We start from the raw sequence: 15,527 nt of genomic DNA, 5'->3' as shown, positions 1-15,527 counted from the left end.
TGACGGAACAGCGGGTTAAAGCTGATACCCGTAAGTATCATTCCAACAATTATCTATGCGACTTCATGTCGCACCCAAGGTATCTCCAGATGATGCACCGCAACGGCCCTTTCTTGGGCGTTTACTCCCGTTCCCAACATCGAGGTAGAGCCGAACAACACCCGTACCCTGCCACTGTTCATGTCCGCAAAAAGTTTCTTTCTCGCCCGTTCGGTCTTGGCGTACTGGATAAACTGGATTTCATCGGCAGGAATCCCCATTGCCACCAGCTTGTCCTTGATGTCGCTATAGATGTTCCACTCGTTCGGCTTGTAAGTGGCAAGGTCGCTGAAGACGAACTGTGTACCACGATTGGCATTTGAACTTACATAATAATCATAAATAGTTCTTGCGCAAATCGAAGCCTTGTTGTTCGGGTCATCAGTAAACTTATCGCCCAACAGACGCATATCAAGAGACATCTTACGGGCCACGTTGGTAGCAACAAGCATTTTTGCCTTGTCGAGATTGTCCGGCTGCGGAATATCCAACCCCAAATCTTCCCATTGTCCGCTGTGCGCAAAGGCGACGAGCCGCCCGATCATTTCCTCCTGTTGGATAGTGGGTGCATGGGAAAGGAAACGCACGTTTTTGTCCGGCACATCGAGGTTTATCATATCGGCTGTACGATAGTCGGTAATCTCCCGCAGGAACATCGCCAGTTCCGGCACTTTGATGTAAGTGCGGAAACGCTCTTTGCGCTTTATCGTACCCGTTACGTTCAGCTCGTAGTCGGCGGCCTTTTTCGTGAAGATAGCCGCCCAAGCGTCGAAACAGCTTACTTGTTGCCGTTTGAGTTCCCTTGGACGCAGATATTTGAACATCACGTACAGTTCGGTCAGCGCATTGACGACCACCGTACCCGACAGGAACGTAGCCCCCAAGTCCTTTCCCGTGCGGCGTTGAATGTCCCGAATGGCAAACAAAAGGTTCATCGCCCTTTGCGAGCCTTGCGCATTGCCGATGCCCGCTACTCTCGTGTGGCGTGTCTGGAACATCAAATTTTTATAGCAGTGGCATTCGTCTACAAAAATGTGGTCTATGCCCATCGAACGGAAATCGATGGTATCGTCTTTCCGGAGGTCTATCTTCATCTGCAGTTCGGCGAGCTTGGCTTCAAGGTTCTGTTTCCGGGTTTCCAGTCCTTTCTGCATCCTGCCGCTCCGGTAACGCATAGTGGATTGCTCCAGCACTTCGAGGCTGCGCTCCACATCGGCCAGTTCTTCCGAGAATATGTCGTACATGGTTTCTTCGGATTGCGGAATCTTGCTAAACTGGTCGTGTGTCAGGATAATGCAATCCCAGTTGTTGTTCTTGATTTTTGAAAACACTTCCTTGCGGTTGGCGGGGGTGAAATCTTCCTTGCCCGGATAGAGCACCTTGGCCGTGGGGTATGCCTTTCGGAATGTATCGGCAATCTCGTGTACATTGGCTTTCAGCCCGATAATGAGGGGTTTCTGCACCAGTCCGAGACGTTTCATTTCGTATGCGGCCACGCACATAATCATCGTCTTGCCCGTGCCGACCTCGTGCCAGCAGATACCGCCGCCGTTCTGCTTAATCATCCAGATAGCGTCTTTCTGTGAGGGATAAAGTTCTTTGTACGGGAACAGCTCGAAAGAGAGGCCGGGGAACGTCTGCGCCGAGCCGTCGTAGTGCGGACGCACGTAACAATTGAAGCGCTCGTTGTATGTCCTTACCAGTTCGTCCCGGACTTCCAAAGGCTCATCGTCAAGCCACCGGTTGAAACGGTCTCTAATTTCCTGTATCTTGGCGGCGGCCTCCTGCATGGCTTCCTCGTCCGGCACACGTATTTTGCTGCCGTTCCGGTATTCCTCTTTCGTTATCTCAGGTACGGTATCGTGCAGGGCGTGTACAAACAAGTCCTCGCCGTTGTAATTGCGCACGGAATAGGTATTGTATGCCACGGGCGAATATCCCTGCAGCCGAATCAAGTAGGTATCGTTCACGTCGAAATACATCACGTCCGCACCCACTCCGAATAGGTCGGAGGCGAAATCGGCGTACAGCTTCGTATCTATCCACCGCTCGCCCATGTTGATGTCGAGTTCTTCATAGGGTATCGGTTCGGGTATGGTGTTCTCCAGTGCCTTTGCGGACGCTTCGGCCCATTCTTTCTCCTTGCCTGCGAGATTCGGGAGAAAGGAAAGCGTCTCTTCCTGCTTGGCGATGATGTTTCCGGAGAGGAACTTTCCTTTGTGCTCCCATTCCCCATTGGCCGGATTGTAGAAAATTTCCCCTTGCAGGGCTTCGATGATTTCTTCTTCCTCCTTGTTCGTGGCTTGTGCCATGTAGCCCATATCGACCTTGCCGTAAAAGTTCAGGCTGCTTGCCAAGGCTTCCACGGGGGACAGCGTTACGGCGGTGTCTATCTTCTTGAAAGCTACAGGTTCACGCATAACGTCGGCTTTGAAGATGTCCCTGCCGACCTGCATTTCTATCGTGAACACCTCCGTACCGAGGCTGTCGAGCAAGATAAACTCCTTGTTGTCGTTGTCGTGGAAAAATCCCCATTTGGCAATAAAAGCGTCGTATAGGGTGTTGAGTTGTTTACGCAGTTCCGAGCACTCCTTTTGTTCTTCCCGTTCCCTGCCGGACAGCTCGAAATACACCTTGCGTATGGGGAAATAGTCGGCGGCCCTGTCCGTATTTACCTTGCCCTCGTCCACGGGTACGAAATCAACGGCTGTCTCCGTGTAACGGCTCGACTTACGAAACCGAAGCGTACCTACCTGCCCCTCGAAAACGACCATTGCGCCGTTCTTCATCCATGTTTCCATGTCCTCCGTGTAGGCACGTATGCCTTTGACCGTCTGCGGCTCGCCGAAAAGAGACATCTGCACGGGGGTGTTGTCCTGGCCGTGATTGGCAAAAAGAGCCTTGCGAAAATAGCGGTCGAAATCGTATTTGAGCAGTGCGGAAAGGTATTGGGACATGGCGTTTCCATCGCCTAACCACTGGTATTTGCGGACGTACTTACCGAACTGGTTCAGCGCAATGCGACTGTCCGTGGCAAGGGCGGTCTTGGGGAGGGTAAAGATTTTGTTCGCATAGTCGGTCATCGTTCCTGCCGTGTCGACCTTTTCCTTGGAGACCTGCAAAAACATCTTCTCCCGTAACGAGAGCGTCGCCTTGCGGCTGTGCTTTTGGAATATCAAAAGGTCGCTCCCTACCTCTATGCCGCTCGTCTGCATGAAAAGGGTATCGGGTAGCCGTAAGGCCGTTATGAGGTCGGCATGATTGACGAGGTACTCGCGCACGAACTTGTTGCCCGGCGTGTCGGCAATTCCTCTCGGCGCAACGAACGCCAGCAGTCCGCCCTCGTTCAACAGTTCCATTGCCTTGACAAAAAAGTAGTTGTGTATGGTCTTGGCTGACTGTTCGTACATGCCGCCTTTCTTCCACATTTCCGCATCGAACACCCGGAAATTGCCGAACGGGATATTCGAGGCGATAACATCGAAGCTCTCATGCTCCAGATGCTGGTCGGCTATCGTCTCGAAGCCTGCCGTTACCGTGGTCGCCTCGTCATACAGAAGCGACAGGATAAGCCCCGTAAGACAATCTTTTTCAAAAGCGTAGCTGCGAGTGCCGGGCATGGAGACGGGCAGAAAGCCGCCAATTCCCGCACTGGGTTCAAGAAAGGTACTCATTTGCAGGCAGTTATCCTTGAATGTAGCGTGTATCTGCCGGGTTACTGCGTCCACGAGGAATTTCGGTGTGTAAAAAGCAGTCAGGACGGAGGATTTTATACTGTTGATGACGGCTTGCCGCATGGCGTCGTCATAATAGGGATATGCGCCTATCAAGTCCTGCAGCTTGCGGATAGGCTCGGCCACATCATCGCTGACGGTATGCTCCGTTCCTATATTCAATACATCTTTAATCCCCCCGAAACCGGAATATCGGGATAATACCTCTTTCTCTTCGTCAGTGGCTTGTCGGTCGTCGATACGGACTTTCATTGCCGTTGCAATGGCTTCCACGTTTGCCACCAGTGATTTTAATTTGCTGTAACTCATAATTTAACCTTGTTTGTTTCCCTTTATTCGGCCTGTTTGCGGCCTCCGGGATTATTTTTCTGCCTCTTGAAGGTGGCAGGGACAATCGGACAAGGCTGAAGCGAAAAAATACGCTCGACAACGGAGAGGAAGATTTTTGCGCCTCACTCGCGGCGCAGCCGGCATTGGCAAGATTGGAACGGCCCGTTACCTTCGCGGAAAAATAATACCCCGCAGGTCGCTGCAAGGCTGGGCACGGAAACCGACAGCTAAAAGAGGGAGGAAAATGCGTACAAGGGAGAAAGGACGGAACGGGTATAGAAAAGGGAGAAAGCGTCGTACAACGGGGAATGCTGCCGACAGACCGGAAATCCGGAGAAGATGGGATAAGACAAGGGAATCCTGTGCATAATCAAAAGAAAAACTTACCCCTGTAACCGATTATAATGAATAACCTATGACTGAAAAGAATACTCCCATCTTATCTCCCGAATATCTCGATTTCAGAAACGAGATAACCTCCCGCATCCGGTCGCCCCAATACGAGGCATTGAAGGCCGTAAACAAAGAGATGATCGCCCTGTATTGGGAAATCGGCAGGCGGATTACCGAACAACAAGCGGCCTTGGGCTGGGGAAAATCCGTCATGGAGAACCTTTCGCGGTACATACAAAAGGAGTTTCTGGGTATAAAGGGATTCGGTGTTTCCAACATGTGGGACATGGCCCGTTTTTATACCGAATACCGGTCGAATGAAATTCTCCAACCGTTAGTTGGAGAAATTAGCTGGTCGAAGCACATCGTCATTCTGACCAAGTGCAAAGAGATGCAACAACGGCAATTCTACATCTTGTCAACCAAGAAATACGGCTGGACGAAAGATGTACTTATCAACAAGATAGAAGCAAAGACCTACGAAAATTATCTGCTCGGTCAGAGCAACTTCGACATGACCTTGCCGGAGAAGATAAAGAACCAGGCCATACTTGCCCTGAAAGACGAATATACATTCGACCTTGTGGGCCTTTCGAAAGAACATTCCGAATACGAACTGGAACAAGCGATTATAAAGAATATCCGCGCGTTCCTCATGGAGTAGCGAGATATTCAGTTTTTTCTAACTGAAAGTGAGTACAGAAATGTTATCATAGCATGGCAGAGACTATTTGTCAATCCACTCTTTTAGCCGTTGAGCCTTCTCTTTACTAACGGTTATTTTTGTGTTCGGATACCCTTTTAAGCGGACAATAAGTTTCCCTCCGAAATAATTAGAAAGAAACAATACGTATTCTATGTTAATTATGTATTGGCGGTTGGCACGGAAGAAGCAATCAGGATTGAGTTGCTGTTCGAGTTCGTCCATTGACATATTGACAACTTCTGAAGTTCCATTATTAAGACGAAGGTATACCGTCTTGTTTTCGGTTTCGATATGGTTGATGTCCGAAACACGTACGGTCTTATACCCGTCACGATAGGGCAACAGGAAACGTTCCCGATAGCGGAACTGGTTCTTCTGCAACGAATCGAAAAGCTGCCGGAGATTTTCGTCAGCATAATTCTTGCCAGCTTTGGTAGCTTTATCTATGGCAGCTTCAAGTTCATCGGCATCCAAAGGCTTCAGAAGATAGTCAAAGCTATTGAACTTGAAAGCCTGTACCGCATATTCATCGTATGCGGTGGTGAATATGATTGGAACGGTTGCCGGAGCATATTTAAGCGCTTCAAAACTCAGGCCGTCAGTAAGGCGGATATCCGCAAGGATGAGGTCTGTTGTTTTGCCTGATTGGAAAAAATCGACCGCCTCTTTGATATTTGTAAGTGGTCCTTCAATTATAAACGTCGTATCAATGTCGTTCAGCAATCTAATGAGACGCATGGCATTGCGCTGTTCGTCTTCAAGAATCAGTATCTTCATAGGGACTGTTTTTTTATGATGGGCAAACTCACCGAATAGAAGTTCTCGGCATTTTCTATCTTGACTTTTTTATCGCAGAGCAACGAATAACGCTCTATTATGTTTTTATGACCCAAGCCGGTCGATTCCATTTTTGAGAGCAAGGAAGATTTAAGGTTGCGCACTGTGATATAGTCGTCAGACAACGTGATGTCAATAAACAACGGATTTTCCATCGAAAAACCGTTATGCTTTATTGCATTCTCCACAAGAAGTTGCAACACGGCCGGGGGAAGGTATCCTTTGCATTCTTTCAGTTCGAGGCTGATGTTCGTGACGACCCCTCCGACGTGGCGCACCTGCATCAGATACAAGTATGATTCAAGGAACTTTATCTCATCTCTGACGGGAATCAGATTCCGGTCCAGATTGGTGATGATGTACCGGTACACTTTCGACAGGTTACTCAGGAACTTGCCGGCAAGTTTGGTATCTTCCTCTATCAATTCCAGCAGGTTGTTGAAGTTGTTGAACATGAAGTGCGGATTAATTTGCAGCTTCAGCGAGTTGAGTTGCGACTGTAAGGCAATCTCCTTCTCCTTCATCAGTGCCATTTCAAGAGCCTGCTTCTCATCGCGCGCCCTGATGTATGACTGGAGGAAGAATGTGTTGGCATAAACGCTTGATATGAAAGTGGCTATCATGGCAAAAGTGTAAGCCCCCTTCATGTTGATCAGTTCGTCAAGAAGCCCGTTGCCGGTTTCATCCCACAAAAGATTGAACAGAGATGTCATGCCGAACGCAACGAGGTTATTCAGCGTCAAAAGACAGGAAGCATAGACAATCACCCACACATAAGATGTTCTGAACGGCAAAATCTTAAAAACAAGGTAAGAGAACCCCAAGGATATGTAGGTAAAGAGCATACACAACAAAAAATCGACGACATAATCGACTGTCGCCATTCCCGGTAATTGGTTGGCGGTTTCGTCATCAAGAATTAACCATATAATAAGGTAGAGGATATAGGAAACGAGCGATAGCAGGAAGCCGTTCCGCCAGTTCATTATTTTTACATTTTCTTTGATCATATTTGGTTGCAAAGTTACTTCATGTTGCAAAGGTACGACTTTGCTTTTTCATTTGATAGGTCGAAACCGGATGAAACAGACAAAACAGCAGTTGAAACAGATAAAAGGAGTGTCGAGACAGATGGTTCTATCATTTATACTGTATTCGATGCTTGCATAATGAACGTAGATTGCCAAAACAGGGTATGATTTTGGTAATCTGTAGGAAGGTGACGCATCAAGAAGCATGGCTTAACTGCCCAAAGATGTGCATCTTTGAAAAGAGCATTTACAATGACATTTCAGAAGCCATTTTAGCTGTTTTATAAATGTTTTTTTCCGTTTCGACTGCATGCCGGTTGTCGGCAAATTGGGTATGGAATATCTTTGCAGCCAAAATTGGCGACTTATGATTATTGAAACAGAACACCTTATCATCAGAGATTTTCAGGAGAAGGATGCCGTTGGTTTGCTGGAATACCTCTCCCATCCGCGTGTCAACTGCTTCGTGAGCGAACGCTTGTGCTCTGAAGAGTCTGCACTGGCTTATATATCCAATACTCCAAAGGAGTTGCTGCGCTATGCCGTGTGCCTGAAGGAAGACGATTTCATAATCGGTGATGTTTTTGCATTGCGTGAAGAAGCCGACACATTCAACGTGGGCTGGCATTTCAACCAACGCTTCGAGGGCAAGGGATTGGCGCATGAAGCGGCAACGGAATTTCTGGATTACCTTTTCCGTGAAGCAGGCGCACGTCGCATCTACGGCTTTGTGGAGGATGACAACCTGCGGTCGAAAAGATTGTGCGAACGTCTCGGAATGAGATATGAAGGATGCATGAAGGAATTCATATCGTTTGTGTGCCATCCCGATGGAACACCACGGTATGAGGACACCTGCATTTATGCGGTATTGAATAAGGAATGGAAAAACAATAAGAACAGATGATGAATAGAAGAACATGGATAGCCGGCATCACGGTAACAAGCCTGCTGGCTGCATTATTGACAGCCTGCAAACAAGAACAGAGGGAACAGGAAATGAGACAGACATTGCCCGTCATGGTGGTTTCTTCCCGGGCAGTTGAATTTCAAGAAAGTTATTCCGCCTCCATCCGTGGGCGGCAGGATGTGGACATAGTACCCCAAGTGTCGGGCCGTATCACCCGCCTGTGTGTGAAAGAAGGGGAGCAGGTTAAGACGGGACAAGTGCTTGCCGTCATCGACCAAGTGCCCTATCAGGCAGCCTTGCGCACCGCACAGGCAAACGTCAGCGCAGCACAGGCAAAAGTGGAAACGGCACGGATCGAGCTGCAAGGCAAGCAAGCCTTGTTTGATGAGAAAGTCATATCCGATTACGAACTCTCTCTTGCCCGCAACGGGCTGGCGGTAGCACTTGCCGAACTCGAACAGGCAAAGGCTCAGGAAACGGATGCCCGCAACAATCTCTCCTATACCGAGATAAAAAGTCCCAGCAACGGAGTGGTAGGCACGCTTCCTTTCCGCATCGGCGCACTTGTCAGTCCCGGCATGACGCAGCCCTTCACGGTAGTTTCCGACAATGCGGAAATGTACGCCTATTTCTCCGTCTCCGAAAACAAGCTGCGTCAGTTCAGGACACAATACGGTTCCATAGACAAGATGATTTCCCAAATGCCGGAAGTCGGCCTGCAACTGAATGACGGCACGTTCTACGGACGGAAGGGACGCATAGAGACTGTCAGTGGCGTGGTCAATGCCACCACCGGGGCGGTGCAAATCAAAGCCCGCTTCCCCAACCCCGACCGTGAGCTGCTGAGCGGCACCATCGGCAATATCGTCCTGCAAGGAGTGGATGCGGATGCCATCCTGCTGCCCAAGACCGCCACCGTGGAATTGCAGGACAAGATTATCGCCTACCGCCTCAGAAACGGAAAGGCCGAAGCAGCCTACCTGACCGTGGACCGTCTGAACGATGGTAACCACTTCGTGGTGAAGCAAGGTGTGTCCGTGGGCGACACCATCATCACCGAAGGGGTAGGACTTGTAAAGGAAGGAATGATTGTTACACCTAAAAACGTAACCCCATGAATCTACGATTTTTCATAGACCGCCCGGTATTCTCGGGCGTTATTTCCGTGGTGATTGTCTTGATGGGACTCATCGCCATCAAAGTGCTCCCGGTGGAGCAATATCCCGACATTGCACCGCCTACTGTCAACGTGTTCTGTACCTATCCCGGTGCGAATGCCGAAACCGTGCAGAAAGCGGTAATCGTCCCGCTTGAGGAAGCCATTAACGGAGTGGAGGACATGATCTACATGACCTCTACCGCATCCAACACGGGCGATGCTTCCATCAACATCTATTTCAAGCAGGGTGCCAACGCGGACATGGCGGCGGTGAACGTGCAGAACCGTGTGAATGGCGCGTTAAGCCAGCTTCCGGCGGAAGCCACCAAAAGCGGCGTCACGACAGAGAAACAGCAGAATGCCGAGCTGATGACTTTCGCGCTTTACTCACCCGACGACCGTTTCGACCAGACTTTCCTGAACAATTACATGAAAATCAATGTCGAGCCACGGGTGAAACGTATAGGCGGTGTCGGAAAGGCACAGCTGTTCGGCTCGAACTACAGTATGCGTTTGTGGCTCAAACCGGACAAGATGGCGGGGTACGGGCTTATCCCGGATGATATTTCGGCGGTATTGGCACGGCAGAACATTGAGGCCGCCACCGGTTCTTTCGGACAGAACTCCGACGGGGCAAACGAGTACACGATGAAATACCGGGGCAGGCTCTCGACTGCGGAAGAGTTCGGCGAACTGGTGGTCAAGTCCCTGCCCGGCGGCGATGTATTGCGATTGAAAGAGGTCGCGGATATAGAGCTGGGCGATGAGTATTACAATTATTCATCCGAAGTGAACGGACATCCGGCAGCCATGATGATGATAAACCAGAAATCCGGTTCGAACGCATCAAGCACCATCAATGAGATACACGAGGTACTCGATGACCTCAGCCGCGATTTGCCCGAAGGGGCAGAGTTTGTGGTGCTTACCGACACCAACAAGTTCCTGAATGCCTCCATCCATTCTGTCATCAGGACGCTTATCGAGGCGATACTTTTAGTCATCGTGGTGGTGTATGTGTTCTTACAGGACATCAAGTCCACGCTGATTCCCACGATTTCTATCTTCGTGTCCATCATCGGAACGTTTGCCGTAATGTCACTGATAGGCTTTTCCATCAACCTGCTTACGCTTTTCGCCCTTGTGCTTGCCATAGGCACGGTGGTGGACGATGCCATCGTGGTGGTGGAAGCCGTGCAGGCGAAGTTCGACGAGGGGTATCAGTCTCCGGTGCTTGCCGCCGATGATGCCATGAAGGGCGTGTCGTCGGCCATTCTGACCTCCACCCTTATTTTCATGGCGGTGTTCTTCCCTGTGGGCATGATGGGCGGTACTTCAGGGGCGTTCTATACGCAGTTCGGTATCACGATGGCGGTTGCCGTGGGCATTTCGGCCATCAATGCCTTCACCCTTTCTCCGGCATTGTGCGCCCTGCTGCTGAAGCCTTACATTGACGAGCACGGGAACACGAAGAACAACTTCGCGGCACGCTTCCGCAAGGCATTCAATGCGGTTTTTGACCGTTTGAGCCGTCGTTATGTGCGCGGTGTGCTATATGTCATTCATCGCAGGTGGCTGCTGTGGGGCACTATCGCGGTATCGTTCGGGCTGTTGGTGCTTTTTGTCAATACGACCAAGACCGGACTTATTCCTGAAGAAGATACAGGCACGGTCATGGTCAGCATGAACACGAAACCCGGTACATCCATGGCGCAGACCGGCAAAACCCTAAAACGTATAAACAGCCGTCTTGACAGTATCGCAGAGATTGAATACAACGGTACTGTGGCAGGCTTTTCTTTCAGTGGCTCGGGACCTTCGCAGGCCATGTCTTTTCTCACTCTCACGGATTGGGACGAGCGCAAAGGGGAAGGGCAGTCGGTGAACGATGTAATAGGCCGTATTTATGCCGCCACCGCCGATATTCCCGATGCCACCGTATTCGCCATGTCGCCCCCGATGATTGCCGGATATGGGATGGGCAACGGTTTTGAACTGTACTTGCAGGACAAAAACGCCGGAGACATAACCGCCTTCAGCCAAGTGACCGACCGGTTTGTGGAAGCGTTGTCGGGCAGACCGGAGATCGGTGAGGTCTATTCATCGTTCGCGGCTGATTATCCGCAATACTGGGTGGATATAGATGCTGCCAAATGCGAACAGTCCGGTGTGTCTCCTTCCGATGTCCTGTCAACACTCTCGGGATATTTTTCGGGAGAATATGTATCGAATTTCAACCGCTTCTCAAAACTGTACCATGTCACCATGCAGGCTCCTGCCGAATATCGCATGGACACCGAATCGTTGGACGGCATGTATGTCCGTACTTCCGACGGCTCCATGTCGCCGTTGAGCCATTTTGTCCGTCTTACCAAGACCAACGGTCCGTCGGACCTGACCCGCTTCAATATGTTCAATGCCATTTCCATCAGCGGGTCGCCGGCAACAGGATACAGTTCGGGACAGGTATTGAAGGCCATAAGGGAAACTGCCGACCACGTTCTCCCGTCAGGTTACACCTACGAGTTGGGAGGGTTGTCGCGCGAAGAAAGCAATACGACGAACAATGCCGTGTGGATATTCGTGCTGTGCATGGTCTTGATATACCTCATACTGTGTGCCCTCTATGAAAGCGTGTTCATCCCGTTTGCCGTGTTGCTGTCCGTGCCTTGCGGTTTGATGGGCAGCTTCCTGTTCGCGGGACTGTTCGGGCTGGAGAACAACATCTACATGCAGACCGGACTGATTATGATTATCGGGCTGCTTGCCAAGACAGCCATTCTGCTGACCGAATATGCCGGCAAGCGGCGGTCGGAAGGCATGACCCTCGCGCAGGCGGCATACAGTGCGGCAAAGGTTCGCCTGCGCCCCATCCTGATGACCGTATTGTCTATGGTGTTCGGACTCGTTCCGCTGATGATGGCTCATGGTGTGGGTGCCAACGGCAGCCGCTCGCTCGCCACGGGCGTAATCGGAGGTATGATAGTAGGTACGCTGGCACTGCTGTTCCTCGTACCGTCACTGTTCATCACATTTCAATATATTCAAGAACGGATTAAACGTAATTAAATGAAGAAGATCATCTTATTTACCATATCAACCTTGATGCTTACCGGCTGTGGCACATACAGCCGGTATCATCGGGCTGACATTCCGACAGAGAAGCTGTACCGGAATATCCCGGCTGGCATTGATACAACAACGCTTGCATCCATGTCATGGCGGGAGATGTTTACCGACCGTAAACTTCAGTTTTTGATTGAGACAGGACTCCGGCAGAATACCGACCTCAATGTGGCACGCCTGCGAGTGGAAGCGGCAGAAGCCGCCCTGATGACAGCCAGACTGTCGTACCTCCCTTCATTGGGAATCAGTGCGGAAGGCAGCGGAAACAAATATGACGGAGCTACGGCAAAGGCGTACAATGTGGGAGCGTCCGCAAGTTGGGAGCTTGAATTATTCGGCAAACTTACGGCAGCAAAGCGTGGTGCGGTTGCCGCATTGCAAGGAAGTCGTGACTACCGGCAGGCCGTACAGACACAGCTTGTCGCTACGATAGCGGACAGTTACTATACCCTCGCCCTGCTTGATGCGCAAAAGGTGATAAATCATCGGACTTTGGAAAACTGGCAGGCTACCGTGCGCACACTTGAAGCGTTGAAAAAGGTGGGCAAGGCGAATGATGCCGGTGTGTTGCAGGCAAGGGCAAACGTGATGCAGCTGGAATCATCGCAACTGGCTATATGCAAAAGTATCTCTGAGACAGAAAACGCCTTGTCGGCGATACTTGCCATGCCGTCGCACTCGATTGAGCGGAGCGATTTGGCAGAAGCGTCTTTCCCCGATACAATCTCTGTCGGAGTTCCTTTGCTGTTATTATCCAATCGTCCTGATGTTCGTCGGGCTGAAATGGAACTGGCTCAAGCGTTCTACGCCACCAATGTAGCCCGCTCGGCCTTCTACCCCAATATCACTCTTTCGGGTACATTGGGCTGGACCAACAATGGAGGCGGGGTAATCACCAATCCCGGACAGTGGCTGTTCAATGCAATCGCTTCGCTGACACAGCCGTTATTCAACCGTGGAACAAATATCGCTAATTTGAAAATTGCTCAAACCCGTCAGGAAGAAGCCAGATTGTTATACCAACAGTCATTACTGAACGCGGGGAAAGAGGTGAATGATGCCTTAACCGCATGGCAGACGGCAAAATCGCAATTTGAAATAAACACCCATCAGGTTGAAACCTTGCGTGAAGCTGTGCGAAAGACGGAACTGTTGATGCGCCATTCCGGTACCACCTATCTGGAAATATTAACTACCCAACAGTCACTCCTTGAAGCAGAGACAAACCGGTTGCAAACCAGCTTTGACCGCATACAGAGTATTATCAAACTTTATCATGCACTGGGAGGTGGAATATAAATTAGAATCGGGTATCGAAAATACCTTTTGACATTGATTACGGAATCAGAATTGCAATGGAAGTTATTAGTGGGACATGGAAAAGTTGTATCATTTTTGAGCTAAGCGATGGGGCTAAATGTCCGAGCAAATTACACAAATTGTTTCCTGAAGCCAATGCTCGTGTTATAAATCAGCAATTAAAGAAATTGGAAATGTATGGAATCATAGAGAAGAAAATATTTGCGGAACTTCCCCCACATTCCGAATACTCGATTACTCCGATAGGTGAAACCCTTTTGCCTATCATTGAGAAACTGGAAGAGTGGGGCAATTTCTTTCGTCCCAATATGGAAAAAATATTAGGAATGTCAGCAGACAAAATGTAATTCATTCCTTTGCTTATATATTACACAGTAATAAATTGCATAAATACATGAAAACAAGATATTTCGAGAAGACATTGAAACAGGTGAACGGCAGGTGCAAAGCTCCCGTGGCAGAGAAAACTGCCGGTTGTACAGGTATGTCGGAATAACCTTATCCCAATGAATATGGAAGCAAAGCTCTGGTTCATGGTTTTGTGCGGCCTTGCAGTCCTGCTGTCGTATCTTGCCGGTTTCTGGCGACGGAAGACTGCAGCTGCTGCGTTCGCAGCAGCACGCCGCTACCGCCAAAGAGCGCGACCGTTATTGCCGTCTGGCGGTACTGGCGGGCCATCGGGAAGCCTGCCTCATGTTCTGTTTCGCCCGTTCGGACTTTTTCGAGGACCATCAGCCGCTCAAGCCGTTCAAATCGCACGGAATAAAAGTCGCTTTCTATGGGTATTACTATCCTTCACGGTACGCCGACCTGATCGACGATGAACAGCGGGCGTTCTGCTGTTCCCTCTACCAGTTCAAAGAGGGCGAAAATCACGGTATCGAGTTTTTTAAGGCGTGCATGTCCGTCTTGAATTTGGCCGATGCCCCTTACCACATCCTGTTTATGCCGTGCAGCGACGAGTTCAAGTATGCCCGGCGATTCAAACGGCTCGACTGGTACATCACAACCCACCGGCCGGACCTAAGTTCGGGCTTATATGATGTCGATGTGTTCGAGTCACGCGACAGCTTGCACGAGGCGAAAGGCGGCGAAAACCGTATCCTCGAAAGGAACTACCGTATCACGGGGAATATCGAAGGGAAACAGATTATCATCGTGGACGACGTGCTGACAAGCGGACAGAGTATGGCCGACTACAAGGAGGAGATAGAAAGGTGCGGCGGCAAGGTGGTGGCGGCCATCTTCTATGGAAAAACCGTTACCCGGCCGCCTCTGCTTCTGATAAAGGCGCACGTGTGGGGTGGCTGCATCGTGAACAAAATCAAGGAACTGACGAAATGAAAGAATGACTATTGTTGAAATTCGTTTGAACATCATCGGGAAAAAGCCTTATCCTTTTTATCAAGGGGTGGTAGAAAGGGGACTTGAACACTTGGAAACGGTTTTGGAACATTGGAAAAAGAATATATGACATGGAAATAAAACTTATTACTTCTAACAAGAAACAATTCTTGGATTTGCTGTTGTTGGCAGATGAACAAGAAAGCATGATAGACAAATATCTGGAACGAGGTGAGATGTTTGCCCTCTATGATGACGGTCTGAAGGCTATCTCTGTAGTGACGTGTGAAGGAGAGGGTATTTACGAAATAAAAAACATAGCCGTTTGTCCCTCCTCCCAACGCAAAGGATACGGAAAACGGCTGGTTGATTATCTCTTTGGATACTATCAGGGCAGATGTTCCGTCATGCTTGTCGGTACGGGAGATACGCCATCTACACTCTCTTTCTACGAACATTGCGGCTTTCGTATCTCACACCGACTGAAAAATTTCTTCACGGATAATTACGATCATCCGATTTATGAGGATGGAAAGCTGCTTACCGACATGGTGTACTTGCGGAAAGATTTCTCTTAATTCATATTTTGAATGGAATC

General features: G+C 49.7%; 9 protein-coding genes and 2 pseudogenes. 8 read left to right on the top strand and 3 right to left on the bottom strand.

The window, feature by feature from the left end; genetic code table 11:
* Nucleotides 1-53: 53 nt before the first annotated feature.
* Nucleotides 54-4,082: an N-6 DNA methylase gene (locus tag AB5062_RS06985; RefSeq protein ID WP_118364386.1), complete on the bottom strand. Its 4,029-nt coding sequence runs from the start codon at nt 4,080-4,082 to the stop codon at nt 54-56.
* A 436-nt stretch (nt 4,083-4,518) separates the two neighbouring features.
* Here AB5062_RS06985 and AB5062_RS06980 point away from each other — a divergent pair.
* Nucleotides 4,519-5,157, top strand: a pseudogene (locus AB5062_RS06980) (DUF1016 N-terminal domain-containing protein); the annotation flags it as partial.
* A 66-nt stretch (nt 5,158-5,223) separates the two neighbouring features.
* Here AB5062_RS06980 and AB5062_RS06975 read toward each other — a convergent pair.
* Nucleotides 5,224-5,979 carry a LytTR family DNA-binding domain-containing protein gene (locus AB5062_RS06975; RefSeq protein WP_007569354.1) on the bottom strand — a complete coding sequence of 252 codons (756 nt, stop codon included), beginning with the start codon at nt 5,977-5,979 and terminating at the stop codon, nt 5,224-5,226.
* Nucleotides 5,976-7,049, bottom strand: coding sequence for a sensor histidine kinase (locus AB5062_RS06970; protein ID WP_101543009.1), 1,074 nt, complete (start codon nt 7,047-7,049; stop codon nt 5,976-5,978). Before AB5062_RS06970 ends, AB5062_RS06975 begins: the two co-directional genes overlap by 4 nt.
* A 388-nt stretch (nt 7,050-7,437) precedes the next feature.
* On the opposite strand from AB5062_RS06970, the gene AB5062_RS06965 reads away from it, so the two are divergent.
* The 7 genes and pseudogenes from AB5062_RS06965 (at nt 7,438) to AB5062_RS06935 (ending at nt 15,507) form a co-directional block, all read left to right on the top strand.
* On the top strand, nt 7,438-7,977 hold the full coding sequence (locus AB5062_RS06965) for a GNAT family N-acetyltransferase (RefSeq protein WP_171059046.1): 540 nt from the start codon (nt 7,438-7,440) through the stop codon (nt 7,975-7,977).
* Entirely contained in the window at nt 7,974-9,098 is a 1,125-nt protein-coding gene (locus AB5062_RS06960; RefSeq protein ID WP_007569358.1) for an efflux RND transporter periplasmic adaptor subunit, read from the top strand. The genes AB5062_RS06965 and AB5062_RS06960 overlap by 4 nt, the downstream gene beginning before the upstream one ends.
* Complete coding sequence (locus tag AB5062_RS06955) at nt 9,095-12,208, top strand: efflux RND transporter permease subunit (protein WP_007569360.1); 3,114 nt, start codon at nt 9,095-9,097, stop codon at nt 12,206-12,208. The genes AB5062_RS06960 and AB5062_RS06955 overlap by 4 nt, the downstream gene beginning before the upstream one ends.
* Nucleotides 12,209-13,564: an efflux transporter outer membrane subunit gene (locus tag AB5062_RS06950; RefSeq protein WP_007569361.1), complete on the top strand. Its 1,356-nt coding sequence runs from the start codon at nt 12,209-12,211 to the stop codon at nt 13,562-13,564. It begins immediately after the preceding gene.
* 56 nt (nt 13,565-13,620) lie between these two features.
* On the top strand, nt 13,621-13,932 hold the full coding sequence (locus AB5062_RS06945; RefSeq protein WP_007569362.1) for a helix-turn-helix domain-containing protein: 312 nt from the start codon (nt 13,621-13,623) through the stop codon (nt 13,930-13,932).
* Between the two features lie 165 nt (nt 13,933-14,097).
* A pseudogene (locus AB5062_RS06940) lies at nt 14,098-14,929 on the top strand (phosphoribosyltransferase family protein).
* A 131-nt stretch (nt 14,930-15,060) separates the two neighbouring features.
* Complete coding sequence (locus tag AB5062_RS06935; RefSeq protein WP_007569366.1) at nt 15,061-15,507, top strand: N-acetyltransferase; 447 nt, start codon at nt 15,061-15,063, stop codon at nt 15,505-15,507.
* The last annotated feature ends 20 nt before the right edge of the window (nt 15,508-15,527 follow it).

This window comes from Phocaeicola sp. RTP21359st1_B8_RTP21360_211022 (genome assembly GCF_040911965.1).
Classification (GTDB): Bacteria; Bacteroidota; Bacteroidia; order Bacteroidales; family Bacteroidaceae; genus Phocaeicola; species Phocaeicola vulgatus.
This window is presented reverse-complemented; position numbering and strand designations above follow the sequence as displayed.

Excerpts from the sequence above, each read along its gene's own strand:
- AB5062_RS06985 (WP_118364386.1), bottom strand. The coding sequence starts at position 4,082 with ATGAGTTACAGCAAATTAAAATCACTGGTGGCAAACGTGGAAGCCATT.
- AB5062_RS06975 (WP_007569354.1), bottom strand. The coding sequence starts at position 5,979 with ATGAAGATACTGATTCTTGAAGACGAACAGCGCAATGCCATGCGTCTC.
- AB5062_RS06970 (WP_101543009.1), bottom strand. The coding sequence starts at position 7,049 with ATGATCAAAGAAAATGTAAAAATAATGAACTGGCGGAACGGCTTCCTG.
- AB5062_RS06965 (WP_171059046.1), top strand. The coding sequence starts at position 7,438 with ATGATTATTGAAACAGAACACCTTATCATCAGAGATTTTCAGGAGAAG.
- AB5062_RS06960 (WP_007569358.1), top strand. The coding sequence starts at position 7,974 with ATGATGAATAGAAGAACATGGATAGCCGGCATCACGGTAACAAGCCTG.
- AB5062_RS06955 (WP_007569360.1), top strand. The coding sequence starts at position 9,095 with ATGAATCTACGATTTTTCATAGACCGCCCGGTATTCTCGGGCGTTATT.
- AB5062_RS06950 (WP_007569361.1), top strand. The coding sequence starts at position 12,209 with ATGAAGAAGATCATCTTATTTACCATATCAACCTTGATGCTTACCGGC.
- AB5062_RS06945 (WP_007569362.1), top strand. The coding sequence starts at position 13,621 with ATGGAAGTTATTAGTGGGACATGGAAAAGTTGTATCATTTTTGAGCTA.
- AB5062_RS06935 (WP_007569366.1), top strand. The coding sequence starts at position 15,061 with ATGGAAATAAAACTTATTACTTCTAACAAGAAACAATTCTTGGATTTG.